This is a genomic window from Pseudomonas sp. H11T01, assembly GCF_048515765.1.
Taxonomy (GTDB): Bacteria; Pseudomonadota; Gammaproteobacteria; order Pseudomonadales; family Pseudomonadaceae; genus Aquipseudomonas.
In genome coordinates this window covers 1-26307 of the sequence record NZ_JBLYED010000022.1, presented here as the reverse complement: position 1 = coordinate 26307, position 26307 = coordinate 1, and the positions used below count along the sequence as shown (strand labels likewise).

Here is a 26307-nt window from a genome sequence, read left to right as displayed (position 1 = left end):
GCAACGCTTGAAGGCGCTGCGAGCCCCGCAGAACGGGGCCGCTTGGGGGTTAACCCCAAGCATAGTCAAAACATTACTTGATGGTCAGGGCTTCCAGCTTGCCACTGTTGCCATACACATAAATCGTGTCACCCATCACCAGCGGACGGGCACGCAGGCCATCGCTGTCGATGCGTTCACGGCCGACGAAACGGCCATCCACCTGACTCAGCAAGTGCAGGTAACCTTCCATGTCACCGACTGCAACGTAGCTGGAAAACACTTCCGGTGCCGACAGTTGACGGCGAGCCAGCGAATCGTTGCTCCACAATGCTGTGGTGGAACGCTCGTCGACACCTTCAACGGTGCCCGAAGCCAAGCTCACGTAAACGCTGCCAAAGCCTTGTGCGACGCCTGCATAGCTGGAAGCATCACGCTGCCAGAGCGGACGACCGCTTTCCAGGTCCAGAGCCGTAACGCGACCTTGATAGCTGGCCACATACAGGGTGCTGCCGGACAACAGCAGGCCACCGTCGATGTCGACCACGCGTTCGAGCTCCGAACGACCTTGTGGAATCGCCACGCGTTGTTCCCAGACCGGTACGCCGTTGCGAGTATCAAGTGCAACGACTTTACCGGTCGACAAGCCAGCAATGGCCAGACGGTTGGTAACGATCGGCGCACTGGTGCCGCGCAGAGTCAGTACCGCAGGGGTGCTGTCGTAGAGCCAGCGTTGATTACCGGTGGCGGCGTCGAGGCCAATCAGACGGTCATCCTGAGTCTGGACCACAACCACATCACCGTTGGTGGCAGGCGGTGCGAGGACTTCACTGGTCACGCGAGCGCGCCATTTCTCTTCACCGGTGCTGGAATCCAGCGCTACCACTTGGCCTTTCAGCGTGCCTATCATGACCAGACCGTAACCCACACCAACGGCGCCGGAAACAGGCAGTTCCAGATCTTTCTTCCATTTGACGTCGCCGTTGCTGCGATCCAGTGCCATCACCACGCCGGTGACATCGCCCGCGTAGATGGTGTCGCCGTCAATAGCCGGCACCAGCATGTTGTAGGTTTTGCCCTGACCATCACCGATCGAACGGCTCCACTGCTTCTGCAGGACCACTTCTTCTTTGAAGTCGACCAGCTCAGCCGGTGGCAGTTCTTTTTTGCTGTTGCTGCTGCAACCCGCGGCCAGAATGGCCAGAGCCAGCAATGCTGCATGCTTCCAACGGATCACGTCACGCATCCCCTTTGGCCAGGTCGTCCAGCTTGATTTGTAAACCACCCACCGCCGCCTCATCAGACAGCGCAGCCTTGGCCTTTTGATACGCGGCATAGGCTTCATCGGTACGACCCAATTGGACCAACAGGTCACCCTTGAGCTCTTCACGAGTGGCCAGGAATGCCTTGTCAGCATCGCCTTCGAGCAGCTTCAGCGCTTCATCGGCCTTGTTCTGTGCCGCCAACACCTGAGCCAGACGCTGACGCGCGATTTCGCCCAAGGCCGGGTTGGCCGGTTTGTCGGCAACCGCTTTGAGCTCGCTCGCCGCGTCGTCCAGCTTGCCGCTATCGACTGCGACTTTCGCCACGAACAGGCTGCCGTATTGCGCGTAGGCGCTGCCGCCGAACTCGCTGTTGAGCTTGCCAGCCAGATCCGCAACACGGGCCGCATCCGGCTTGCCATCAGGGGTCAGCGTGGTTTCCAGCAATTGCTGATAGAGCATCGAGGCGCCTTGCGACTGGTTGCTCTGATACTTGTGAAAGGCCTGCCAGCCGAACACGATGACCAGGGCCAACAGACCGCCAGTGACCAAGGGTTTGCCGTTGCGCTGCCACCAGTCTTTCAGGTCGGCCAGCTGTTCATCATCAGTACTCGACACCCCAATACTCCTTATTCGCTAAATCGGCTGTTTGACAGCTTCAACCCTGCACGACGCAGGTGGCCAAGTGCGCGGCAAGCGCATCCCAGGCAATGCTTTGTTGTTCGCCCTGGCCACGCAGGGGTTTGAAACCTACCACTTGCTGGGCCATTTCATCGTCACCGAGGATCAGTGCATACAACGCACCGCTCTTGTCGGCCTTCTTGAACTGGCTTTTGAAGCTACCGGCGCCGGCATTGATCTGCAGGCGCAGGTTCGGCAATTGATCGCGTACCCGCTCGCTCAAGGTCAGGGCTGCGAGTTCAGCAGCTTCACCAAAGGCGCAAAGGTAGACATCGACCTGACGGGAGATTTCTTCCGGGATCTGTTCCAGGGTTTCCAGCAGCAGAATCAAACGCTCGATCCCCATGGCGAAACCAACGCCCGGGGTCGGCTTACCGCCCATCTGCTCGACCAGACCGTCGTAACGACCACCGGCACATACGGTGCCCTGAGCGCCCAACTGATCGGTGACCCATTCAAAAACGGTCTTGCTGTAGTAATCCAGCCCGCGTACCAGCTTCGGGTTGATCACGTAAGGAATCCCGGCGGCATCCAGGCGAGCCTTGAGGCCCTCGAAGTGCACACGGGACTCTTCGTCGAGGTAATCGGCCATTTTCGGCGCGTCTACCAGCACGGCTTGAGTATCGGCGTTCTTGGTATCGAGCACCCGCAACGGGTTGGTTTTCAGACGACGCTGGCTGTCTTCATCCAATTGGTCCAGGCGAGCCGAGAGGTAGTCAACCAGGGCTTCGCGATAACGACCGCGGGATTCGCTGGTGCCCAGACTGTTGAGTTCGAGCTTCACCGCATCGCGAATGCCCAGCTCGCCCCAGAGGCGCCAGGTCAGCACGATCAGCTCGGCATCGATGTCCGGACCGTCGAGGTTGAAGACTTCGCAACCGATCTGGTGGAACTGACGATATCGGCCTTTTTGCGGACGTTCGTGGCGGAACATCGGGCCGATGTACCAGAGCTTCTGCACCTGGCCACCGCCAGTGATGCCGTGTTCCAGTACTGCGCGAACGCAAGCTGCGGTACCTTCCGGACGCAAGGTCAGGGAATCGCCGTTGCGGTCGTCGAAGGTGTACATCTCTTTTTCGACGATGTCGGTCACTTCACCGATGGAGCGTTTGAACAGCTCGGTGAATTCAACAATCGGCATACGGATCTGCTTATAACCGTAGTTATCCAGCAGACGCGAAACAGTGCCCTCGAAATGACGCCACAGGGGAGTCTGCTCGGGCAGGATGTCGTTCATGCCACGAATGGCTTGCAGAGACTTGCTCACTTAAAATCCTTAAATTCGTTCGGCTCTTTAGTCAGGCTCAGCCGCGGGCGATCAGCGCCGCGTCGGCTTCGACCTTTTCGGCCGCCTTCTGCCGGATCAGCCTTTCGAGCTCATCCACCAGATTGTCATTCGTCAGTTTCTGCGCTGGCTTGCCGTCGATATAAATCAGGTTCGGCGTACCACCGGTCAGCCCGATATGTGCCTCTTTGGCTTCACCCGGACCGTTCACTACACAACCGATGACCGCGACATCCAGCGGCACCAGCAGGTCTTCAAGGCGCACTTCCAGCTCATTCATGGTTTTAACCACATCGAAGTTCTGCCGCGAACAGCTTGGGCAGGCGATGAAGTTGATTCCACGGGACCGCAGATGCAGGGATTTGAGAATGTCGTAGCCGACTTTCACTTCCTCGACCGGGTCGGCCGCCAACGAGATGCGAATAGTATCGCCAATCCCATCGGCCAGCAGCATACCGAGGCCCACGGCAGATTTCACTGTGCCTGAACGCAGGCCACCGGCTTCGGTGATGCCCAGGTGCAGGGGTTGAATGATTTCCTTGGCCAGCAAGCGATAGGCTTCGACAGCCATGAACACGTCAGAGGCTTTTACGCTGACCTTGAAGTCCTTGAAGTTCAGACGTTCGAGGTGCTCGACATGGCGCAATGCGGACTCGACCAGCGCGGCAGGGGTCGGCTCACCGTATTTCTTTTGCAGGTCTTTTTCCAGAGAACCGGCGTTGACGCCGATACGGATCGGGATCCCGCGATCACGGGCGGCATCGACCACAGCACGCACACGGTCTTCACGACCGATGTTGCCCGGATTGATCCGCAGGCAGTCAACACCCAGTTCGGCTACGCGCAGGGCGATTTTGTAGTCGAAATGAATGTCCGCGACCAAAGGCACTTTGACCAGTTGTTTGATCCGGCCGAAGGCTTCAGCAGCATCCATATCCGGCACAGAAATACGCACGATATCGACGCCAGCAGCTTCCAGGCGGTTGATTTGGGCTACGGTCGCGGCAACATCATTGGTGTCACTGTTGGTCATGCTCTGCACCGCAATGGGCGCATCGCCGCCCACGGGTACGGAGCCAACCCAGATCTTGCGGGACTCGCGACGTTTGATTGGAGATTCGCCGTGCATGACTTATTGACCTAACTTCAGGCGAGCGGTCTCGCCACTGGTGAACGGAGCGATATCGACCGCCTGACCGTTGTAGCTGACCTGCGCGCCACGGGCATAGCCCAGACGCACGGCAAACGGTGGCTTACCGCTGACTTCGACGGTCTCGCCTTTGCGCTTGAGACCGCTCAACAGCACTTTGCCGTTGCCATCGGTCACTTGAGCCCAGCAATTGGCGACAAATTGCAGCCGAACCCGACCGGCACCCGCGACTGACGCCGTCGCAGCAACAGCAGGTGCTACCGGTGCAGTCACAGGTGCAACAGGCGCTGGTGTTGCTACAACCGGGGCCGCAGCGGTGTGAGTTACGGCAGCAGGCGCGATTGGCGCAACAGCTGGAGCAGCCGGAGCCGGTACAACCACATTGGCCTGGACTTCAGCCGGCGGCTGGCCATTAGGCAGTGCCAGAGTGGTCCCCTCTTCGGTTTGACCTTCAACGACTGCCTGATCTTCCGGCTCGTCGAGCGGGTGAATCTGTGTGGTGCCATCGGCACCTTCAACTTCGACGTGCTCCGGATTGGTTCCAACCAGGTCCTTGGTGCGCAAGGACGTCTGATCCTGCCACCAGATAAAGCCACCGCCGATCACCGCAATCAGTAACAGCAGGCTGACGATACGCAAAATGGTGTGGGAAACACGTACAGGCTCTTCGATACGGCCCAGGCTATGGACGCTGCTGCCTTGGGAGTCGGTACCGGAGTATTGGTCGAATTGCTGGACCAGGACGGTCTGGTCCATGCCGAGCAATTTGGCATAGGCACGAATATAGCCACGGGCAAAGGTGTGCCCTGGCAGCTTGTCGAAAGCACCAGTTTCCAGGTTGCCCAGTGAACCTACAGTGAGGTTGAGCTTCAGAGCCACTTCCGCCAGCGACCAACCATTGCTTTCGCGGGCCTGACGCAAGGTGTCACCAGGGTTTACGCGAGTCGCTGCTACAACTTCGGGATGCGCCGCTTTCATCATTGCTCCGACAGGTATTGCTGATATTCCGGCGTACCGGGATAGAGTCGTTTTAATTGCAGGCCGAAACTTGCGGCCTTGTCGCGATCTTCGAACACTTTGGCCAGCCGAACGCCGAGCAATAGACTACGTGCATTTTGCTCGGTCAGCAGGCTAAAACGATCGTAATAGTCACGTGCGGGCACATAATGCCTGTCTTCGAAGGACAACTCAGCCATTTCCAGCAATGCGCGGGGTTGTTGCCGGTTCAATCGCAGGGCTTTTTCCAGCTGCTGCTGGGCCAAATCACGCTGGCCAAGCATCGAAGCGGTCATGCCCAGGTTCTCGAACACCCGCGAGCGCTCAGGATAAAGCGTATCGGCAGCGGCTTGTTCAAAGCGCTGGTAAGCCTCTTTGTAGCGTTTTTCTTCGAAGAGAAAACTGCCGTAATTATTCAGGATACGTGCATCACCGGGGCGCGAGGCCAATGCCTTGCGAAAATGCTGATCGGCGAGCTCAGGCTCCATCTCGGCCTGAAAAACCAGCCCCAGGGCCGCATTGGCATCAGGATCCGAGTCATCCAGATCGAGGGCTTTCTTCAGTGGAGCTTTCGCCCTTTCTGTCATGCCCTGCTGCAGATAACCCAGCCCCAGCTGCACATAGGCCACACGCGCCTCGTCCCGCCCCTTGCTCGTTTTCATTGGGTTGAAATCACCCGATAAAACACAACCAGCCGACAGGCTGGCGAAAAGCAAAAGCAGCGCAACGCGCAGGGACATAGAGTTCCTCTCTTAGGTACGATTCACAGCGTTTTGCGGTACATCGGACTCGGCGCTCAACTCGCGCACCGCGATATAACGTTCGCTGCGACGGGTGCGATCCAGCACCTGTCCTACTAATTGACCACACGCCGCATCAATATCTTCACCGCGGGTGGTGCGTACAGTGACATTGAAGCCTGCATGATGCAGTTGATCCTGAAAACGGCGAATGGCGTTGTTGCTAGGGCGCTCGTAACCAGAATGAGGGAATGGATTGAACGGGATCAGGTTGATCTTGCAAGGGATGTCCTTGAGCAACTCAATCATCTCCACAGCGTGCTCGACCTTGTCATTGATGTCTTTGAGCAAGGTGTACTCGATGGTCAACACGCGCTTTTCGCCCAGAGACGACATGTAGCGCTGGCACGACTCGAGGAGCATCTTAAGCGGATATTTCTTGTTGATCGGCACCAATTGGTTACGCAATGCGTCGTTCGGTGCGTGCAGGGACAACGCCAGGGAGACGTCGATGTGCTTGGACAGCTCATCGATCATCGGCACCACGCCAGAGGTGGACAGAGTCACCCGGCGCTTGGAAATGCCATAGCCCAGATCATCCATCATCAGATGCATGGCGGCGACGACGTTGTCGAAGTTCAGCAGCGGCTCACCCATGCCCATCATCACCACGTTGGTGATGGCACGGTCGGCGGTTGCCGGGATGCTGCCAAACGATTTATTGGCAATCCACACCTGGCCGATGACTTCGGCGGCGGTGAGGTTGCTATTGAAGCCTTGCTTGCCGGTGGAGCAGAAACTGCAATCCAGGGCACAGCCTGCCTGGGACGAAACGCACAAAGTGCCGCGTTTGCCCTGGGGGATGTAAACGGTCTCGACGCAGCTGCCAGATTCCACGCGCACTACCCATTTACGGGTGCCGTCGGTGGAGATGTCCTCGCTGACCACTTCCGGACCACGAATTTCAGCAACGACCTTGAGCTTTTCACGCAAGGCCTTGCTGACGTTCGTCATGGCGTCGAAATCATCGACGCCAAGGTGGTGAATCCACTTCATTACCTGACCGGCACGGAAACGCTTCTCCCCGATTGAGTCGAAGAATTTTTCCATTTCCAGCTGAGTAAGACCCAACAGGTTTGTTTTGCCAGTCGATGTAGTCATGGATTCATCCTCACTCGGTGGCCTTAGGCCTGACGAGCGGTTACTTCAGTAGCGGCGAAAAAGTAAGCGATTTCACGTGCAGCGGCAGCTTCCGAATCGGAACCGTGTACAGCGTTGGCGTCGATGGAGTCAGCGAAGTCAGCACGGATGGTGCCGGCAGCAGCTTCTTTAGGGTTGGTAGCGCCCATCAGCTCGCGGTTCAGAGCGATGGCGTTTTCGCCTTCCAGAACCTGAACAACAACTGGACCGGAGATCATGAAAGCAACCAGGTCGCCGAAGAAACCACGGGCGCTGTGCTCAGCGTAGAAGCCTTCAGCTTCAGCCTTGGACAGTTGCTTCATTTTCGAAGCTACGACCTGCAGGCCAGCTTTTTCGAAACGAGTGACGATCTCGCCGATAACGTTTTTAGCAACGGCGTCAGGCTTGATGATGGAGAAAGTACGTTGAACAGCCATGGTGTAACTCCAGAAACGGTGATTAATACGAAAAATTAAACCCGCGAATTATACGCGGGTTTAGGGGGATTGCCTAACTGCGTAGGGTGCGTTCAGTCTGCTTCTTCGATCCAGGCAGCCTGAATGGCCTCGAGCACTTTCTCGCCACCATGCTTGGGATCGTCACTAAAATCCGGCAATTCCAGAACCCAGCGGTGCAGATCGACGAAGTTAACCGAAAGCGGATCTACATCCGGCTTGCTTTCAGCCAGTTGGATCGCGATTTCCAGTACATCAACCCATTTAAGACTCATGACAATTCCTTGAATCAGTGCGGCGCTTCGGCTGCATGGTTAAGCGAATATTTCGGGATTTCGATGGTCAGGTCTTCAGTTCCGACGATGGCCTGACAGGTCAGCCGCGACTGAGCCTCCAGACCCCAGGCCCGATCAAGATAGTCTTCTTCCAGCTCATCAGCCTCATTCAGCGAGTCGAAACCTTCGCGAATGATGCAGTGACACGTGGTGCAGGCGCAGACGCCGCCGCAAGCGCTCTCGATCTCGATATGGTTGTCATGAGCCACGTCGAGAATGGATTGACCGGTCTCAGCCTCTACAACCATACCGTCCGGGCAATGCTCGGCGTGTGGCAGAAAAATGATCTGCGGCATCAGTTATTCCTCGATTTCATTCAGGTTGCGCCCCGCCAGAGCGGCTTTCACCGTCGAGTCCAGGCGGCGGGCTGCAAAGGCATCGGTCACTTGCGACAGACGCTTGGTCTGCTGCTCGATGGCGTAACCATCGGTGCCTTTCATCAATTCGGTCAGTTCCTGCATCTGCAATTCGATGACCATGCGCTCTTCGGCGTCGAGCAGGCGTTCACCGTCGACATCGAGGGCGCCCTGCACCGCCTCGATCAGACGCTGGGCATCGACCTGCTGTTCACGCAGCACCCGGGCGACCTTGTCGTCGTTGGCATGCTGGAACGAATCCTTGAGCATCTTGGCAATTTCGCCGTCGGTCAGGCCGTAGGACGGTTTGACCTGGATGCTGGCTTCAACGCCCGAACCCAATTCGCGGGCCGAGACACTGAGCAGACCATCGGCATCGACCTGGAAGGTCACGCGAATCTTCGCCGCGCCGGCCACCATCGCCGGAATACCGCGCAGTTCGAAGCGTGCCAGGGAACGGCAGTCGCTGATCAGTTCGCGCTCGCCCTGCAACACGTGGATCGCCATGGCCGACTGGCCATCTTTATAAGTGGTAAAGTCCTGGGCGCGGGCGACGGGGATGGTGGTATTGCGCGGAATCACCTTCTCCATCAGGCCGCCCATGGTTTCCAGCCCCAGAGACAGCGGAATCACGTCAAGCAACAGCAACTCGCCGCCATCGCGTTTGTTACCCGCCAGGGTATCGGCCTGAATCGCAGCACCGATGGCCACCACTTGATCCGGATCGATTTCGGTCAGCGGTTCGCGACCAAAGGCTTCGGCAACGGCTTCGCGCACGCGAGGCACGCGCGTCGAGCCGCCAACCATGACCACTGCATGGACTTCTTCCAGCTCGATGCCGGAGTCACGCACGGCGCGACGGCAAGCTTTCAGGCTGCGAGCAACCATCGGCTCGATCAGTGCATCAAAGGCTTCACGGGTCAGCTGAGCTTTCCAGTCGCCGTAAGCGACTTCAACGGTCGCGGCATTCGTCAGCGCTTCTTTAGCCGCGCAAGCGTTTTGCAGCAGATTACGTTGCGCACCCGGATCGAGGTCGGCGGACAGACCGGCGCTCTCAATGATCCAGCCCGCGATAGCGTGGTCGAAGTCATCGCCGCCCAGGGCGCTGTCGCCACCGGTAGCCAGGACTTCGAACACACCGCCAGTCAGGCGCAGAATCGAAATGTCGAAAGTGCCGCCGCCCAGGTCGTAAATGGCGACCAGGCCTTCGGCGTGTTGATCCAGACCGTAAGCCACAGCGGCGGCGGTTGGCTCATTGAGCAAACGCAGCACATTCAGACCGGCCAGTTTGGCCGCATCTTTGGTAGCTTGACGCTGAGCATCATCAAAATAGGCCGGAACCGTGATCACCGCGCCTACCAGTTCGCCACCCAGAGTTGCCTCGGCGCGCTGACGAAGCACCTTAAGGATATCGGCGGAGACTTCGACCGGGCTTTTTGGGCCCTGGATCGTATCGATGAACGGCATGTGCGACTCGCCGCCGACAAAGCGGTAGGGCAGTTGATCGCCCAATTGCTTGACGTCGGACAGACCACGACCCATCAAGCGCTTGACCGACAGCACGGTGTTCAAAGGATCGGTAGCGGCGGCCAGCTTGGCCGACTCGCCAACTTCGACGCGATCCGCGTGATAGCGCACGGCAGACGGCAGGATGACCCGCCCTTCTGCGTCGGCCAGAGGCTCGGAAAGACCACTGCGCAATGCAGCGACCAGCGAATTGGTAGTGCCCAAGTCGATCCCCACAGCCAGACGACGCTGGTGCGGTTGAGGACTTTGGCCGGGTTCGGCGATCTGCAGTAGGGCCATCGTTATCAGGACTTATCTGTATATCAGGCGTGCGACCGGAGCGGCACTGGGTTAATCGTCGAGGCGCTCTTCTAACTGGCGCACTTCGTAGGTGAGCTTGTCGAGGAACTGCATGCGTCGCATCAGGCGTTCGGCCTGTTCACGTTGCGCTGCATCATCCCAACAGGCTGCGAAGCTTTCGTTCAGTTCATCCTGCGCGACCTTCAAGCGGCGCTTGAACACGGCAACGCCGGCCAGGTCGGAACTGTCTTGCAGGTCTTCGAGCTCTTCACGCAACTCCATCTGCTGCAGAAGAAACTCCGGATCATGCACCGTGACCTCCAGCGGCAGCTCGCGACCGCCCATGGCGAGCAGGTATCGTGCGCGCTTGGGGGGATTTTTGAGCGTCTGGTAGGCCTCGTTGAGGCTCGCGGATTGCTCTAGCGCCAGCCGCTGCTCGCGCTCGGAAGCGTCAGCAAAGCGGTCTGGATGAACGCCGCGCGCCAACTCTCGGTAGCGCGTAGCCAACTGCTCGAGATCCAGACGGAAACCCGGCCGCAGTTCAAATAAAGCGAAATGACAAGGAGTACCCACGACCAGCCTCAGATGTTGAAGCTTTCGCCGCAGCCACATTCACCGCGCACGTTGGGGTTGTTGAACTTGAAGCCTTCGTTCAACCCTTCCTTGACGAAATCGAGCTCAGTGCCGTCCAGGTACGCCAGGCTTTTCGGATCGATGATCACTTTCTCGCCGTGACTTTCGAACACCTGATCGTCTGCAACCACCTCGTCGACAAACTCCAGCACGTAGGCAAGACCGGAACAGCCTGTGGTGCGAACACCCAGACGAATTCCTTCACCTTTGCCGCGCCCATTGAGGGAGCGTCGCACGTGTTGAGCAGCCGCTTCTGTCATGCTGATAGCCATCGGTGACTCCTTACTCGTCGCCAAATCTTGAAAGTCAGATCAAGCCTTTCTTCTGCTTGTAATCGCGAACGGCCGCTTTGATAGCGTCTTCAGCGAGTACCGAGCAGTGAATTTTTACCGGCGGCAAGGCCAGTTCTTCAGCCAGCTGAGTGTTCTTGATGGTCTCTGCTTCATCCAGAGTCTTGCCTTTCATCCACTCGGTCGCCAGGGAGCTGGAGGCGATGGCCGAACCGCAACCATAAGTCTTGAATTTGGCGTCTTCGATGATGCCTTGTTCGTTGACCTTGATCTGCAGGCGCATTACATCGCCGCATGCTGGAGCGCCGACCATGCCGGTGCCGACATCAGGATCTTCCGCATCCATCTTGCCGACATTGCGCGGGTTTTCGTAGTGGTCGATGACCTTTTCGCTGTAAGCCATGATTCTTAATCCTCACTCATCAGAGAGTCGCTCTTGAGGCCCTATAACCCTCGGTATTCGATAGGTTTTACAGGGCCCGTTTGCGGCGACTTAAATTCAGTGTGCCGCCCACTCGATTTTCGAAATGTCGACGCCATCTTTGTACATATCCCACAGCGGCGACAGAGCGCGCAGCTTGGTAACGGCCTCGCACACTTTCTTCGCGGCGTAGTCGATTTCTTCTTCGGTGGTGAAACGGCCGAAGGTGAAACGGATCGAGCTGTGCGCCAGTTCGTCGTTGCGGCCCAGGGCGCGCAGAACGTACGAAGGCTCCAGGGAAGCCGAGGTGCAGGCCGAACCCGAGGAAACCGCCAGATCCTTGAGCGCCATGATCAGCGACTCGCCTTCAACGTAGTTGAAGCTCAGGTTCAGGTTGTGCGGTACGCGGGAAGTCATGCTGCCATTGATGTACAGCTCTTCCAGCTCTTCGACCTGCTTGAAGAAACGGTCGCTCAGGGCTTTGATTCGTACGTTTTCGGCAACCATGTCTTCCTTGGCTACACGGAACGCTTCGCCCATGCCAACGATCTGGTGAGTCGCCAGAGTGCCGGAGCGCATGCCACGCTCGTGACCGCCGCCGTGCATGGTCGCTTCGATGCGAACACGCGGCTTGCGGCTCACGTACAGTGCGCCGATGCCTTTAGGGCCGTAGGTTTTGTGGGCAGAGAAGGACATCAGGTCGACTTTCAGCTTCGACAGGTCGATCTCGACCTTGCCGGTGGACTGTGCGGCGTCGACGTGGAACAGGATCCCTTTGGAACGGGTCAGTTCGCCGATGGCCGCGATGTCGTTGATGGTGCCGATTTCGTTGTTCACGTGCATGACCGACACCAGAATGGTGTCCTCACGCAGTGCAGCTTCGATCATTTCAGGCGTAACCAGACCATCTTCACGAGGCTCGAGGTAGGTGACTTCGAAACCTTCACGCTCCAGTTGGCGCATGGTGTCGAGGACAGCCTTGTGTTCGATCTTGGTGGTGATCAGGTGCTTGCCTTTAGTGGCATAGAAATGCGCGACACCCTTGATTGCCAGGTTGTCGGACTCGGTGGCACCGGAGGTCCAGACGATTTCACGCGGGTCGGCGTTGACCAGGTCAGCGACCTGACGGCGAGCGTTTTCCACGGATTCTTCGGCTTTCCAGCCAAACACGTGAGAACGGGACGCCGGGTTACCGAAGTTTCCGTCGACCAGCAGGCATTCACTCATCTTTTGCGCGACACGCGGATCAACCGGGGTGGTCGCAGAGTAATCAAGGTAAATCGGCAATTTCATGGACTATCTCCTAAATCAGGCTGGCTGGCGTGCCGCTAGCTCTATGGCAGTCATTCGACGGCGGACGCTTCAATCTTATCCAGACGCGGCGCCTTGCTATTACTGCGGCGCAGGTCCTGACGCTGGGCTACTTCTTGCACCTCACGGCGAGTCACAAGGTCAGCCAAGCTGATACCGCTCAGAAATTCATGGATCTGCAGGCTGAGATCGCACCACAAGTGGTGGGTCAGGCAAGTGTCACCGGCATGGCAGTCACCAAGCCCCTGGCAACGAGTTGCATCGACCGACTCATTCACCGCATCGATCACCTGGGCGACCTGGATCCCCTGCATGTCACGCGATAGCTGATAGCCACCACCGGGACCACGGACACTGGACACCAGATTGCTGCGGCGCAATTTGGCGAAAAGCTGTTCGAGATAGGACAGGGAGATGCCTTGGCGCTCAGAGATATCAGCCAGGGACACCGGCCCGTTTTGCGCGTGCAACGCCAAGTCAAGCATGGCAGTTACGGCGTATCGGCCTTTTGTAGTCAGTCTCATGGACAAGTACCACGGAGTTTCGGAATGGGGGCGAGTATGCAATTCCCGAGTATTTAAGTCAACTATAAGACCTAGCGTTTTACTCGGGTTTACCAGCGAAAGAGCGCGCGAATGATAGCAGGGTCTGCGGGGCAATGGCACGCCCTGGTTCCACCCCAGCAGGACTCTGCAGCAGCCGAACGCAGACTGCGCCAGCCGCTACAAAAAGCATCGATGGACGTTAGCCGACCTGACTCTCATCCTTGCCTTTTACACAGGCAAAGTCTTCTTCGCGCAGTTCGGGCAGGTCCTTGGCGCAGTAATTACTGCCCAGATCCTTGAGCGCACCGCACATGCCTTCGAGACGACCATCCACTGCCTGCAGGTGATCGAGCAACTGACCAATGGCCCTCGCGATCGGATCTGGCATGTCTTCGCCGACACCGTAGGCATCGAAGCCGATTTTTTCCGCCATCGCTTTGCGCCTGGCTTCCAGCTCGTCGTCGGACTTCATGATGATCCGCCCCGGAATGCCGACCACCGTCGCACCCGCCGGCACAGCCTTGGTCACCACCGCATTGGAACCGACCTTCGCCCCGGCACCGACCGTGAACGGGCCCAACACCTTGGCGCCCGCCCCTACCACTACGCCGTCTTCCAGCGTCGGATGGCGCTTGCCTTTGTTCCAACTGGTACCGCCGAGGGTCACCCCCTGGTAAAGCGTGACGTCATCGCCGATCTCGGCGGTTTCACCAATCACAATGCCCATGCCGTGATCAATAAAGAAGCGCCGACCGACCCTGGCCCCCGGATGAATCTCGATTCCGGTCAACCAGCGACCGAAGTTCGACACCACCCGCGCCAGCCACTTCCAGCCCATCCCCCACAAAGCCGAAGCCAGACGATGGATCCAGATGGCATGCAGACCGGGATAGCAGGTCAGCACCTCAAAAGCGTTACGCGCCGCCGGATCACGATGGAAAACACTCTGAATATCTTCACGCAAACGCTCGAACATCATTAATCCTTCCGTTTAAGAAGCTCGCCACGGGCCGCTTTCTGGGTTTCCGTGAGGATGCCACGCAAAATATTCATTTCGGCCCGGCTGACCGAGCTGCGTCCGTACAACCGGCGCAGGCGCGCCATCAAGTGCCGTGGTTTTTCAGGATCGAGGAACTCGATGGCCACCAGGGTCTGCTCCAGGTGCTCATAGAATCGCTCTAGCTCATCCATGGTCGCCAGCTCACCACTCTTGGTGGACGCCACTTCATCCTTCTCAACCTTGCTTGGCTGGCCTTGAGCCGCCAACCAGGACATGCGCACTTCATAACTCAGCACCTGCACCGCCGCCCCCAGGTTCAGCGAGCTGAACTCAGGGTCGGATGGGATATGCACGTGATAATGACATCGTTGCAGCTCTTCGTTGGTCAGGCCGGAATCTTCACGACCAAACACCAAGGCAATCTCGGCACCTTGCTCGGCCTCCTCGACCACCTTCACCCCGCACTCACGGGGGTCGAGCAGTGGCCACGGGATGCGACGGTCACGAGCGCTGGTGCCCAACACCAGATTGCAGCCGACCAGGGCATCTTCCAAAGTGGCGACGACTTGCGCATTTTCAAGGATATCCCCAGCACCCGAGGCCCGTGCGTCGGCCTCGTGGTGCGGGAAAAGCCGCGGCTCGACCAGCACCAGCCGCGTCAGCCCCATGTTCTTCATGGCACGCGCAGCCCCGCCGATGTTCCCGGGATGGCTGGTATTGACCAGGACGACACGAATGTTTTGCAGCAAGGGAGGCGCTCTCGGACACAGGAAAGGGGAGCAAATCTTACAGACCATCCTGGCGTTAAGCTATGAAAGCGAACGTCGACCTTCATCTGTAGAAAGTTTCTGATAGAATGCTCGGCTTTCTTTAACAACCTTAGGTGACACATCCATGCAGCCCATGCTGAATATCGCGCTGCGCGCCGCCCGCAGCGCCAGTGAATTGATTTTCCGCTCCATCGAGCGCCTGGATACCATTAAGGTCGACGAAAAAGACGCCAAGGACTACGTGTCCGAAATTGATCGTGCCGCCGAGCAAAAGATCATCGACGCGTTGCGCAAGGCCTACCCGACTCACGCCATCCTCGGCGAAGAAACCGGCATGCACCCGGGCAGCGGCGAAGGTGAAGAATACCTGTGGATCATTGACCCACTGGACGGCACCACCAACTTCCTGCGCGGCGTTCCACACTTCGCTGTCAGCATCGCCTGCAAATACCGCGGACGCCTGGAACACGCTGTGGTTCTGGACCCGGTTCGCCAGGAAGAATTCACCGCCAGCCGTGGTCGCGGCGCTCAGCTCAACGGTCGTCGCCTGCGTGTCAGTGGTCGCACCAGCCTTGAAGGCGCCCTGCTCGGCACGGGCTTCCCGTTCCGCGATGATCAGATGGACAACCTCGACAACTACCTGGGCATGTTCCGCAGCCTGGTTGGCCAGACCGCCGGCATCCGCCGCGCTGGTGCCGCCAGCCTCGACCTGGCCTACGTTGCCGCCGGTCGCTACGACGCCTTCTGGGAGTCGGGCCTGTCCGAGTGGGACATGGCTGCAGGCGCCCTGCTGATCCAGGAAGCTGGCGGCCTGGTGAGCGACTTCACCGGCGGTCACGACTTCCTTGAAAAAGGCCACGTTGTTGCCGGCAACACCAAATGCTTCAAAGCAGTACTGACGGCCATCCAACCGCACCTGCCTGCTTCGCTGAAACGCTAAGTTTCAGGCACAAAAAAAAGCACCTCTTTAGGTGCTTTTTTTATGGGCGGGATTTGAGCGCTGAACTCGATCTCCCTGCAAACCACAATCACTGCAGGAGCAGCCGGTCGACGCTCCTACAATTGGATCTTCAGCGTTATTGAGCTGGTTGGTTCTGACCCAGAATCAGCTGGCCGTCTTTATTGACCGGAATCTGGTTGCCTGGATCACGATCCATGCGCACTTTGCCTTCCTTGCCATTCAACGAATACCTCACGTCATAACCCACGACCTTGTCGCTGATGTCATTGACCGTATTGCAGCGGGTCTGAGTCGTGGTGTACGTGTCCTTGTTCTGCATGTTTTCCTGGACCTTGTTGCCGGCGTAACCGCCGCCAACTGCGCCCGCAACGGTGGCGAGCTTCTTGCCATTACCGCCACCCACCATGTTGCCCAACAAACCACCGCCGACAGCACCGATCACCGTACCCATAATCTGGTGCTGATCCTTCACCGGCGCCTGCCGGGTCACGGTGACGTCCTTGCAGACCTCACGCGGTGTTTTGATCTGTGTTTTGACCGGCTCAACTGCCAGCACTTGCGCATACTCAGGGCCGCTATTAACCAGCTTATAGGTGGCTACGGCACCCCCGGCAGTTACACCGACAGCACCCAGTACCGCACCCACCAGCATCGACTTGTTCATCATGAACCTCCTGACTATCACATGCGGGACATGCCCGCGCTTCTCCCAGCCTTGGAGCACAAAAAAAGGCGCGAGTTCAATACTCGCGCCTTTTGGCTGAAACCGGGAGGGACGATTGCCGTTATGGGCGGTCGTCGACTTCCTTTTCAGTGTTGACCGAAGGAATCAGATCCTCAGTGCTCAGGTTCAGCCAGATCAACACCACGTTGGCGATGTAGATCGACGAGTAGGTACCCGCCAGAACACCGACAAACAGCGCGATGGAGAAGCCGAACAAGTTATCGCCACCAAAGAACAGCAGCGCCGCGATCGCCAGCAAGGTGGAAATCGAGGTCGCCATGGTCCGCAGCAGGGTTTGCGTGGTCGAAATGTTGATGTTCTCGATCAGGCTGGCCTTGCGCAGCACCCGGAAGTTCTCACGAACCCGGTCGAATACCACGATAGTGTCGTTCAGCGAGTAACCGATGATCGCCAGCACCGCCGCCAGCACCGTCAGGTCGAAGGTGATCTGGAAGAACGACAGGATACCCAGGGTCACGACCACGTCGTGGATCAGCGAGACAATGGCACCGACCGCGAATTTCCACTGAAAGCGGAACGCCAGGTAGATCATGATACCGCCCAGCGCCATCAGCATGCCGAGGCCGCCCTGGTCGCGCAGTTCCTCACCCACCTGCGGACCGACGAACTCGACGCGCTTGACCACGGCCGGGTTATCCCCGCCAACCTTCTGCAGCGCTTCAGCCACCTGGTGACCCAGTTGCGGGTCCTCACCTGGCATGCGCACCAACAGGTCGGTGGTCGCACCGAAGCTCTGAACGATAGCTTCGTGGTACCCGGCTTCTGTCAACTGGGTACGAACCTTGGTGACATCGGCCGGACGCTCGTAGGTCAGCTCGATGAGCGTACCGCCGGTGAAGTCCAGACCGTAGTTGAGGCCCTTATGGAACCAGCTGAACAACGCAAGAGCCGTAAGGAGCAATGTGACGCCGAACGCAACGTTGCGAACGCCCATGAAGTTGATTGTACGTAACATGGCAGCCCCTTAAATCCACAACTTCTTGAAGTCACGACCGCCGAAGATCAGGTTGACCATCGCGCGGGTCACCATGATGGCCGTGAACATCGAGGTAAAGATCCCGAGGGACATGGTCACCGCAAAGCCTTTGACGGGGCCTGTGCCCATGGCAAAGAGAATCCCGCCGACCAACAGAGTGGTCAGGTTGGCGTCGAGAATCGCGGTGAATGCCCGGCCGAAGCCTTCGTTGATTGCTCGTTGCACAGTCATGCCGGCAGCGATCTCTTCACGTATCCGCGAGAAGATCAGCACGTTGGCGTCGACCGCCATACCCATGGTCAAAACGATACCGGCGATACCTGGCAAGGTCAGCGTCGCACCCAACAAGGACATCAAGGCCAGCAGCAGCACCATGTTCACTGCCAGCGCGACCGTGGCAATGATGCCGAAGAAGCGGTAGATAGCCATGATGAACAGCGAAACGAACAACATGCCCCACAAGGATGCATTGATACCCTTGGTGATGTTGTCAGCACCCAGGCTCGGACCAATGGTCCGCTCTTCAGCGAAGTACATCGGCGCCGCCAAACCACCAGCACGCAGCAGCAGGGCCAGCTCGGAAGACTCGCCCTGACCGTTCAGGCCAGTAATGCGGAACTGAGCACCCAGCGGCGACTGAATGGTCGCCAGGCTGATGATCTTCTTCTCTTCCTTGAAGGTCTGGACCGGCACGTCTTTCTCGACACCGTTGACCATTTGCTTGACGTAAGTGGTGACAGGCCGCTGCTCAATGAAGATCACCGCCATGCTGCGACCGACGTTGGAGCGAGTCGCACGACTCATCAGTTCGCCGCCGTGACCGTCGAGACGGATATTCACTTCTGGAGTACCGTGCTCACCGAAACCAGCCTTGGCGTCAGTGACCTGGTCACCAGTGATGATCAGACCACGTTCGATTTGCGCAGGCGGACGCTTGCCTTCACGGAACTCGAAAGTCTCGGAAGTGGCTTTCGAAGCACCTGGCTCTGCAGCCAGACGGAATTCAAGGTTGGCAGTCTTGCCGAGGATCCGCTTGGCTTCAGCGGTGTCCTGCACGCCCGGCAGCTCAACCACGATACGGTTGGCACCCTGACGCTGAACGATAGGTTCGGCAACACCCAGCTCGTTGACGCGGTTACGTACCGTGGTCAAGTTCTGCTTGATGGAGTATTCACGGATTTCCGCCAGCTTGGCCGGGGTCATCGCCAGACGCAGCACTGCCTGGCCATTGAGGTCGGCCGGAGTCACGTCGAAATCGTTGAAGCTCTTGCGGATCAGTGCACGGGCCTGTTCGCGGGACGCTTCATCACTGAAGCCCAGCTGAATGGCACCGCCCAGTTGCGGCAGGCTGCGATAGCGCACGCGCTCTTTACGCAACAGGCTCTTGACGTCGCCTTCATAGACTTTCAGGCGTGCATCAAGGGCTTTATCCATGTCCACTTCCAGCAGGAAGTGCACACCACCGGACAAGTCCAGACCCAGCTTCATCGGGTGCGCGCCAAGGCTGCGCAGCCATTGTGGCGTGGTCTGTGCCAGGTTCAGTGCGACGACATAGTCATCACCCAACGCCTTGCGCACAACGTCTTTGGCTGGAAGTTGATCTTCCTGCTTGGTCAGACGCACCAGACCGCCCTTGCCGTTCGCCGACACAGCGGAAGCCTTTACCGCGATCCCGGCATCGGTAAGCGCTTTGCTCACACGATCCAGATCGGCCTGATTGACCTGCAGCGCGGTACTGGCGCCACTGATCTGAATAGCCGGATCGTCAGGATATAAATTGGGAGCGGAATAAATAATACCGATCGCCAGCACCGCCAGGATCAATACGTATTTCCACAGAGGGTATTTGTTCAGCATCACGCCGCCCGCTTATGACGCGGGGCGCCTTGCGCGCCCCGTCGATTGGTAGAAGTTGGAACTTAGATCGCTTTCAGCGTGCCTTTTGGCAGCGTGGCGGCGATGGCGCCTTTCTGGAACTTCAACTCTACCGAGTCGGAAACTTCAAGAACCACGAAATCGTCGGCCACTTTAGTGATCTTGCCGGCGATACCACCGGAGGTCACAACTTCGTCACCTTTTTGCAAGTTGCCCAGCAGGTTCTTCTGCTCTTTGGCGCGCTTGGCCTGTGGACGCCAGATCATCAGGTAGAAAATGACCAGGAAGCCGACCAGGAAAATCCATTCAAAACCACCGCCCATAGGGCCAGCAGCGGCAGGTGCAGCGGCGTCCGCGAAAGCGGCAGGGATCAAAAAGCTCATTTAGCACTCCAGTTGCAAATATTGAATCTTAGGGTCAGAAAACTCAGTCCAGAGGCGGAACAGGTAACCCGCGTTTGGCATAGAAGGCATCGACAAAGGCGGCCAATGTACCCTGTTGAATAGACTCGCGCAAACCAGCCATAAGCACCTGGTAATGGCGCAAATTGTGGATGGTATTCAACATGCTACCCAGCATTTCGCCGCACTTGTCCAGATGATGCAGATAAGCGCGGGAGAAGTTCTGGCAGGTATAGCAATCGCAGGTCGGATCCAGCGGCGAATCATCATGGCGATGGAACGCGTTGCGAATCTTCAGCACGCCAGTATCAATGAACAGATGCCCATTGCGGGCATTGCGGGTTGGCATCACGCAATCGAACATGTCCACACCGCGGCGCACACCCTCAACCAGATCTTCCGGTTTGCCAACGCCCATAAGGTAACGAGGTTTGTCAGCCGGCATCAGGCCTGGCAGGTAATCCAGTACCTTGATCATCTCGTGCTTGGGCTCGCCCACCGACAAACCGCCGATGGCCAGGCCGTCGAAGCCGATCTTGTCCAGGCCTTCCAGGGAGCGCATGCGCAGGTCCTGGTGCATGCCGCCCTGAACGATACCGAACAGCGCGGCCGTGTTGTCGCCATGGGCATTCTTCGAACGCAGAGCCCAGCGCAACGACAGCTCCATGGACACTCGCGCAACGTCTTCATCGGCCGGGTACGGCGTGCATTCGTCGAAAATCATCACGATATCCGAGCCCAGATCGCGCTGAACCTGCATCGACTCTTCCGGACCCATGAACACTTTCGCGCCATCGACCGGCGAGGCGAAGGTCACGCCCTCCTCCTTGATCTTGCGCATCGCGCCCAGGCTGAACACCTGAAAACCGCCGGAGTCGGTCAGAATCGGGCCTTTCCACTGCATGAAATCATGCAGGTCGCCGTGCTTCTTGATCACTTCAGTGCCAGGACGCAGCCACAGGTGAAAGGTGTTGCCGAGAATAATTTCAGCGCCCGTGGCGGTGATATCACGCGGCAGCATGCCCTTGACCGTGCCGTACGTGCCGACCGGCATGAACGCAGGGGTTTCGACGGTACCGCGGGGAAAGGTCAGACGACCACGACGAGCCTTGCCATCAGTGGCGAGCAACTCAAAAGACATACGACTCATGCTTGATCCTCAGGGGCCAAACCCTTGGGGGCAGTTGGCGCAGGGTTACGGGTGATGAACATCGCATCACCGTAGCTGAAAAAGCGGTACCCATGCTCGACGGCCGCTGCATAGGCAGCCATGGTTTCGGGATAACCGGCGAACGCCGAAACCAGCATCAACAATGTGGATTCGGGCAAATGGAAGTTGGTCACCAGGGCATCGACCACATGAAACGGCCGGCCCGGGTAGATAAAGATATCGGTGTCGCCACTGAACGGCTTGAGCACGCCATCGCGGGCCGCGCTTTCCAGCGAACGCACGCTGGTGGTCCCCACCGCAATCACCCGCCCACCACGGGCACGGCAAGCGGCGACTGCATCCACCACATCCTGGCCAACTTCCAGCCACTCCTTGTGCATGTGGTGATCTTCGATACGCTCCACGCGCACCGGCTGAAACGTCCCGGCGCCCACGTGCAGGGTCACAAACGCCGTCTCGACGCCCTTGGCGGCAATCGCCTCCATCAGCGGCTGATCGAAATGCAGCCCCGCCGTCGGCGCCGCCACCGCGCCCAGGCGCTCGGCGTAGACCGTCTGATAACGCTCGCGGTCCGAGCCTTCATCCGGGCGGTCTATATAAGGTGGCAACGGCATATGCCCGACGCGATCAAGCAGCGGCAGCACTTCCTCGGCAAACCCCAGCTCGAACAACGCATCATGGCGCGCCAGCATCTCGGCTTCGCCACCGCCGTCGATAAGGATCTTCGAACCGGGCTTGGGCGACTTGCTGGACCGCACATGGGCCAGCACCCGATGGCTGTCGAGCACCCGCTCAACCAGAATTTCCAGCTTGCCGCCGGAAGCCTTCTGGCCAAACAGCCGCGCCGGAATCACCCGGGTATTGTTGAACACCATCACATCGCCCGGGCGCAAATGCTCAAGCAAATCAGTGAATTGACGGTGTGCGAGGGCGCCGCTGACCCCATCCAGGGTCAACAGGCGACTGCCACGACGCTCAGCCAAAGGATGGCGAGCAATCAAGGAATCAGGGAGCTCGAAGGTAAAGTCAGCAACGCGCATGATGGGGTTCGTCTAGCAGGGCCGGAAAGTTTAGCGGAAATAGTAAAAATTCACCACGAAACGTGATTGACCAACGGTAATCTCATCTCTATACTTCGCCGCCATTGAGCCCTGATGGCGGAATTGGTAGACGCGGCGGATTCAAAATCCGTTTTCGAAAGGAGTGGGAGTTCGAGTCTCCCTCGGGGCACCATATAGCAGTACATAGACGACTACCAGCGTCTACGCAACACCCCTAGAGCCCGCTAACTGCGGGCTTTTTGGTCTCTGGGATTCCATCCCCGTCCCTTGCAAGCCAGCCTCTTTTTGGTACATTTTCTGTACAGATTCCAGTTCGAGAACCGGAGGTGTACAGCCATGCCCCTCACCGCCTTGCAAGTCAAAGCGTCCAAGCCTACCGACAAGCAATACACACTGGATGATAGTTCGGGTCTTGCCCTTTTGGTTCAGCCGAAGGGCGCAAGTACTGGCATTTCCGCTATACGTACCTTGGTCGGCCGGCGCGGGTGTCGCTTGGTGTCTATCCGAGCATCTCCTTGCAGGAGGCTCATGAACGGGCTGCTGGATGAGCGTGGCGCATTCCAGCGCTAACACGCCAGTGAAATCTCCACAGCTTTGCCTTCCACGCGGGCCCTTCCAAGCAGGGCTGCAAAGCCGCCCTGCTTGGAAGGGCCTCACTTGAAAAATCTAAAAATCAGCGTAACCATCTTCTAGAAACCATGGATTTCCATAGACGCCTTATGCCATTCGCAGCCCCGCCCACGTCTTCGGAAGTGTTCAGGAGGCCAGATCATGAGATGCCCAAGCTCCTGGCCGTAAGGAGCCGCCAGTACCGCGTTAGCGGACAACCCTCACAGGTCGCAGGGGCCTTGATCCCTGATGACACTCAACATTCTTGGCGGGATGACGTGGGGGAAGGTTTTAAGAGTTTGGCTTCGAGAGGAATGTGATCATGGCGTTGGTCGGTAGACGGGATGGGCGCAATTTTGGCTATGGTCGGCAGCTGAGCTATGCCGGGCCGCAAGCGCTAAAAGATCTGTTTGGCGGCGGGCATTATGGGACCGTCAAAGCGCACAGTGATCGTTGGCAGGCGTTCGTGCGCTGGTGTCGGTCGGAGGATGGCCCGGGATTTAACGATGAAAAAATCCAGGATGGCACTAAAGGTGGCCGCGGCGGCGCAACCGCGCCTCGTTGGATCACGGTGGATGACCATATTCGCGAAGCGCTCAGGTACGCCGAACGGGTCTCTCCCGACGGTAGCCGCAACCTGCTGGCACCGAACGAGAGCTACCTCGATTTCCAACCGAGCGCCATACGCCCCGCCCGAGACATCCTCCATACGCACAACCTCAAAGGCTTCCACGAACTGCGCGCGGCTTATGCGTGCGAACGCTATGAGCAGATTACCCATCACCTAGCGCCCATCAACGATGGCAAGTGCAGGCGCCTCGATCCACGCCTTGATCGAGAGGCACGCTTACAAATCAGCTATGAGCTGGGACACGGTCGAAAAATTCTAGTGCTAACGGAGCGGACGGAACATGTGGATGCCCTTGAATTAGAATTGAAGCAGCGCGTGCATAACCTTTTCACGCTTCATGGGCGAGTGCCTAAGAAACAGCGGATTTCCCGTATGCATGAGCTTGAGTCCCTTCCCCCTGATGCTCCACGGGTGCTGTTGGCAACAGGAAAACTAGTAGGTGAAGGCTTCGATCACCCGCCGTTGGACACGCTGGTGCTGGCAATGCCCATCTCATGGAAGGGAATCCTTCAGCAATATGCGGGGCGGTTGCATCGATCGCATGCCGATAAGGCCGACGTGCGAGTGATCGACTTCGTTGACGGGGGTAATATCGCGCTGCTGAGGATGTGGGATAAGCGCCAGGCGGGTTACAAAGCGATGGGCTACCGTATAGCTGATTCCATGGTCACCATGGACCTACTCTAACGCGGTTGACCGTTGACATATCAACTACCCCACTTTCGTAGACGAATGACCGGCCGCTGTGGGTCGACTTCGGTCAGTTGTGACAGGCAGAAGGAGGTCACTCGTTTATGCACTGTGTCCTTTTCGAAATCCGCCGCGGTTCGATCTGATGCATGGAGGCAAATCGATCCGCGCCGTCATCGAGTTCCGATGAACTACCGGTCTGGGGCACGACCCCAGGCACTTTTGTCTGACACCCTGAAACGGAGACGCCAGCATGAGCACCTTGCAACTTCACCCTGCACTGGACAATGGTATCCAACCCGCCGCCGCGAATTTCACAGGTGGCACCCTGCAATGCCTGTGTGCGACCGACAAGGTCGAGGTCAAGATTGACGCACAAACTCTGCATAACCACGCGTGCGGCTGCAGCAAATGCTGGAAACCACAAAACGCGACATTCGCCGTCATCGCGGTAGTGCCTCGAGATAAGGTCAGCGTCATTGCCCACGGCGAAAAACTGGCGATTGTCGACGAATCCGCCACCATCCAGCGCCACGCCTGCAAGCAGTGTCACGCCCATCTCTTTGGGCGCATCGAGAACAAGGACCATGCGTTTTATGGCCTGGACTTCGTCCACACCGAGCTTTCGCCACAGAGCGGATGGGCTGCGCCGGGATTCGCGGCGTTCGTGTCCTCCATCATCGAAACCGGCACACCGCCAGCGCAATTGAAGGCTATCCGCGAGCGCTTGCGCTCGATCGGCCTGGAACCCTATGACTGCCTGTCCCCGGACTTGATGGACGCACTGGCGACTCATGTCGCTAAACAGAAAGGCCTGCTCCCCGCCGCCTGATTGATCGGTCGCCGCGGTTTCTTTTCCGGTCGCGGCTCCGATTCACCTTTGATGTTGTGCGCCCCACATAATTAACTGGGAGGCTGTGGGCATTAAGACAACGGGTTACGCCAGTTTTCAATTCCGCTCGTACCAATTTTGTACCACCTGGCTCTCTCAACCCACCTTTTCGCTATGGCTAACTGCATCTACATCAGGCAGATAACGGCCGATTCTGTTGAAAAAGTCCGGCTTGGTTCTCACGACAGAAAAGTACGCGTCTGAGATTGAACTCCTTGCTTTCAGCAGAGGCTTCCGGACTCGGATTTTACGTAGCAGCGTGCAAAAGATGTGTTTTTACCCATCAATATTCGAGCAGTTTGAGAAAACCGACTTTTACAACAGAATCGGCCAAAAGGAGCCAGTCGGATGTGTCTAGGAAATCAGAGGCACGAACTATGAAGGCCACCTCTTTTCCGATATCAATGCTAGAGCTAGTACGAAACACTGACACATAATTCTTCAAGGGAGATATCCATGACGTCAGGGCAATGTCTTTGTGGGGTTGTACGCTTTTCTCTAGGGGTTGAGCCACGATTTTTTTATCGCTGCCACTGCACCCTATGCCGCAAGCAAACCGGGGTCGGCCATAATCTCGCCACGCTGGTAAGGGCCCGTGATTTTCGATGGGAAGAAGGGCAAGGAGCAATCAACAGCTGGCGCAAACCCAGCGGGTATAGAAATGACTTTTGCTCGCAATGTGGCTCGACTGTGCCTAATGCCCTGCGCGAGACGCCTTACTTTTGGATTCCACTGGGACTTATCGAGGCCGAGCTGAGCATGGAGTGTGTTGGAGATTTCTGCACCGATGACTCTATGCCCTGGGATGAACAACGCTCGGAGAAAAGCCATAGCGCAGCGCCAGACTCACTTGGATTTCTTTTGCATGAACTCCAGATCGACAATGATTGATCCAACAGCGGTCGTTCGGAATGTCCACGAAACCAGATGCAATTCAACCTCCGTACCAGTCTCCGAATGCTTTTTTCGAGGACAAACAAAACCCCTACCTGCAGATGCAGATAGGGGTTTCGGAAGTTAATCTTGACGATGACCTACTCTCACATGGGGAAACCCCACACTACCATCGGCGATGCATCGTTTCACTGCTGAGTTCGGGAT

At 57.7% G+C, this 26307-nt stretch carries 28 protein-coding genes, 1 tRNA gene and 1 pseudogene; 6 read left to right on the top strand and 24 right to left on the bottom strand.

What is annotated here, in order from left to right:
• Positions 1–73: 73 nt before the first annotated feature.
• The 18 genes from bamB to trmJ all read right to left on the bottom strand — a co-directional run bounded on the left by bamB (position 74) and on the right by trmJ (position 15173).
• Positions 74–1225, bottom strand: coding sequence for an outer membrane protein assembly factor BamB (gene bamB, locus ACN1C3_RS25005; RefSeq protein WP_419118419.1), 1152 nt, complete (start codon positions 1223–1225; stop codon positions 74–76).
• On the bottom strand, positions 1218–1859 hold the full coding sequence (locus tag ACN1C3_RS25000; RefSeq protein WP_419118418.1) for a tetratricopeptide repeat protein: 642 nt from the start codon (positions 1857–1859) through the stop codon (positions 1218–1220). The genes bamB and ACN1C3_RS25000 overlap by 8 nt, the downstream gene beginning before the upstream one ends.
• 40 nt (positions 1860–1899) lie before the next feature.
• Complete coding sequence (gene hisS, locus ACN1C3_RS24995) at positions 1900–3189, bottom strand: histidine--tRNA ligase (RefSeq protein ID WP_419118417.1); 1290 nt, start codon at positions 3187–3189, stop codon at positions 1900–1902.
• A gap of 37 nt (positions 3190–3226) precedes the next feature.
• Entirely contained in the window at positions 3227–4336 is a 1110-nt protein-coding gene (gene ispG, locus ACN1C3_RS24990) for a flavodoxin-dependent (E)-4-hydroxy-3-methylbut-2-enyl-diphosphate synthase (protein WP_419118416.1), read from the bottom strand.
• A 3-nt stretch (positions 4337–4339) separates the two neighbouring features.
• The gene (locus tag ACN1C3_RS24985; RefSeq protein WP_419118415.1) at positions 4340–5335 is read right to left on the bottom strand and encodes a RodZ domain-containing protein; all 996 of its coding nucleotides are present in this window, start codon (positions 5333–5335) and stop codon (positions 4340–4342) included.
• On the bottom strand, positions 5335–6093 hold the full coding sequence (pilW, locus tag ACN1C3_RS24980) for a type IV pilus biogenesis/stability protein PilW (RefSeq protein WP_419118414.1): 759 nt from the start codon (positions 6091–6093) through the stop codon (positions 5335–5337). Before pilW ends, ACN1C3_RS24985 begins: the two co-directional genes overlap by 1 nt.
• 12 nt (positions 6094–6105) lie before the next feature.
• On the bottom strand, positions 6106–7254 hold the full coding sequence (gene rlmN, locus ACN1C3_RS24975) for a 23S rRNA (adenine(2503)-C(2))-methyltransferase RlmN (RefSeq protein WP_419118413.1): 1149 nt from the start codon (positions 7252–7254) through the stop codon (positions 6106–6108).
• Between the two features lie 23 nt (positions 7255–7277).
• A complete protein-coding gene (ndk, locus tag ACN1C3_RS24970; protein ID WP_419118412.1) occupies positions 7278–7709 on the bottom strand; it encodes a nucleoside-diphosphate kinase in 432 nt (143 codons plus the stop codon).
• Between the two features lie 92 nt (positions 7710–7801).
• Positions 7802–8002, bottom strand: coding sequence for a Fe-S cluster assembly protein IscX (gene iscX / locus ACN1C3_RS24965; RefSeq protein ID WP_419118411.1), 201 nt, complete (start codon positions 8000–8002; stop codon positions 7802–7804).
• 14 nt (positions 8003–8016) lie between these two features.
• On the bottom strand, positions 8017–8358 hold the full coding sequence (gene fdx, locus ACN1C3_RS24960; RefSeq protein WP_419118410.1) for an ISC system 2Fe-2S type ferredoxin: 342 nt from the start codon (positions 8356–8358) through the stop codon (positions 8017–8019).
• 3 nt (positions 8359–8361) lie between these two features.
• Entirely contained in the window at positions 8362–10224 is a 1863-nt protein-coding gene (gene hscA / locus ACN1C3_RS24955) for a Fe-S protein assembly chaperone HscA (RefSeq protein WP_419118409.1), read from the bottom strand.
• Positions 10225–10275: 51 nt separating this feature from the next.
• A complete protein-coding gene (gene hscB, locus ACN1C3_RS24950; RefSeq protein WP_419118408.1) occupies positions 10276–10797 on the bottom strand; it encodes a co-chaperone HscB in 522 nt (173 codons plus the stop codon).
• 8 nt (positions 10798–10805) lie between these two features.
• Positions 10806–11129 (bottom strand): iron-sulfur cluster assembly protein IscA, encoded by a 324-nt coding sequence (gene iscA, locus ACN1C3_RS24945; RefSeq protein WP_145015127.1) that lies wholly within the window; start codon positions 11127–11129, stop codon positions 10806–10808.
• Positions 11130–11163: 34 nt separating this feature from the next.
• A complete protein-coding gene (gene iscU, locus ACN1C3_RS24940) occupies positions 11164–11550 on the bottom strand; it encodes a Fe-S cluster assembly scaffold IscU (RefSeq protein WP_003443374.1) in 387 nt (128 codons plus the stop codon).
• 96 nt (positions 11551–11646) lie between these two features.
• Entirely contained in the window at positions 11647–12861 is a 1215-nt protein-coding gene (locus ACN1C3_RS24935) for an IscS subfamily cysteine desulfurase (RefSeq protein WP_419118407.1), read from the bottom strand.
• Between the two features lie 50 nt (positions 12862–12911).
• A complete protein-coding gene (gene iscR / locus ACN1C3_RS24930; protein WP_419118406.1) occupies positions 12912–13403 on the bottom strand; it encodes a Fe-S cluster assembly transcriptional regulator IscR in 492 nt (163 codons plus the stop codon).
• Positions 13404–13623: 220 nt separating this feature from the next.
• Entirely contained in the window at positions 13624–14400 is a 777-nt protein-coding gene (gene cysE / locus ACN1C3_RS24925; protein WP_419118476.1) for a serine O-acetyltransferase, read from the bottom strand.
• Positions 14401–14402: 2 nt separating this feature from the next.
• Positions 14403–15173 carry a tRNA (cytosine(32)/uridine(32)-2'-O)-methyltransferase TrmJ gene (trmJ, locus tag ACN1C3_RS24920; RefSeq protein WP_419118405.1) on the bottom strand — a complete coding sequence of 257 codons (771 nt, stop codon included), beginning with the start codon at positions 15171–15173 and terminating at the stop codon, positions 14403–14405.
• A gap of 145 nt (positions 15174–15318) precedes the next feature.
• Here trmJ and suhB point away from each other — a divergent pair, with 145 nt between their 5' ends.
• On the top strand, positions 15319–16134 hold the full coding sequence (gene suhB, locus ACN1C3_RS24915) for an inositol-phosphate phosphatase (protein WP_419118404.1): 816 nt from the start codon (positions 15319–15321) through the stop codon (positions 16132–16134).
• 136 nt (positions 16135–16270) lie between these two features.
• Here the strand turns inward: suhB and ACN1C3_RS24910 are convergent, their stop codons facing one another.
• The 6 genes from ACN1C3_RS24910 to queA all read right to left on the bottom strand — a co-directional run bounded on the left by ACN1C3_RS24910 (position 16271) and on the right by queA (position 22363).
• Entirely contained in the window at positions 16271–16819 is a 549-nt protein-coding gene (locus ACN1C3_RS24910) for a glycine zipper 2TM domain-containing protein (protein ID WP_419118403.1), read from the bottom strand.
• Between the two features lie 121 nt (positions 16820–16940).
• Entirely contained in the window at positions 16941–17855 is a 915-nt protein-coding gene (gene secF, locus ACN1C3_RS24905; RefSeq protein ID WP_419118402.1) for a protein translocase subunit SecF, read from the bottom strand.
• Positions 17856–17864: 9 nt separating this feature from the next.
• Complete coding sequence (gene secD, locus ACN1C3_RS24900) at positions 17865–19733, bottom strand: protein translocase subunit SecD (protein WP_419118401.1); 1869 nt, start codon at positions 19731–19733, stop codon at positions 17865–17867.
• A gap of 62 nt (positions 19734–19795) precedes the next feature.
• A complete protein-coding gene (gene yajC / locus ACN1C3_RS24895) occupies positions 19796–20134 on the bottom strand; it encodes a preprotein translocase subunit YajC (RefSeq protein ID WP_419118400.1) in 339 nt (112 codons plus the stop codon).
• A 43-nt stretch (positions 20135–20177) separates the two neighbouring features.
• Positions 20178–21293, bottom strand: coding sequence for a tRNA guanosine(34) transglycosylase Tgt (gene tgt, locus ACN1C3_RS24890; protein ID WP_419118475.1), 1116 nt, complete (start codon positions 21291–21293; stop codon positions 20178–20180).
• 5 nt (positions 21294–21298) lie between these two features.
• Entirely contained in the window at positions 21299–22363 is a 1065-nt protein-coding gene (gene queA, locus ACN1C3_RS24885) for a tRNA preQ1(34) S-adenosylmethionine ribosyltransferase-isomerase QueA (RefSeq protein WP_419118399.1), read from the bottom strand.
• 108 nt (positions 22364–22471) lie between these two features.
• Here queA and ACN1C3_RS24880 point away from each other — a divergent pair.
• The 5 genes and pseudogenes from ACN1C3_RS24880 to ACN1C3_RS24860 all read left to right on the top strand — a co-directional run bounded on the left by ACN1C3_RS24880 (position 22472) and on the right by ACN1C3_RS24860 (position 26097).
• Positions 22472–22556 (top strand) — tRNA-Leu (locus tag ACN1C3_RS24880).
• A gap of 310 nt (positions 22557–22866) precedes the next feature.
• Positions 22867–22932: pseudogene (locus tag ACN1C3_RS24875) on the top strand (hypothetical protein); the annotation flags it as partial.
• A 383-nt stretch (positions 22933–23315) separates the two neighbouring features.
• Positions 23316–24311, top strand: coding sequence for a helicase-related protein (locus ACN1C3_RS24870; protein WP_419118398.1), 996 nt, complete (start codon positions 23316–23318; stop codon positions 24309–24311).
• Between the two features lie 256 nt (positions 24312–24567).
• Positions 24568–25146 carry an S-(hydroxymethyl)glutathione synthase gene (gene gfa / locus ACN1C3_RS24865; RefSeq protein WP_419118397.1) on the top strand — a complete coding sequence of 193 codons (579 nt, stop codon included), beginning with the start codon at positions 24568–24570 and terminating at the stop codon, positions 25144–25146.
• A gap of 516 nt (positions 25147–25662) precedes the next feature.
• Positions 25663–26097 carry a GFA family protein gene (locus ACN1C3_RS24860; protein WP_419118396.1) on the top strand — a complete coding sequence of 145 codons (435 nt, stop codon included), beginning with the start codon at positions 25663–25665 and terminating at the stop codon, positions 26095–26097.
• Positions 26098–26307 lie beyond the last annotated feature (210 nt).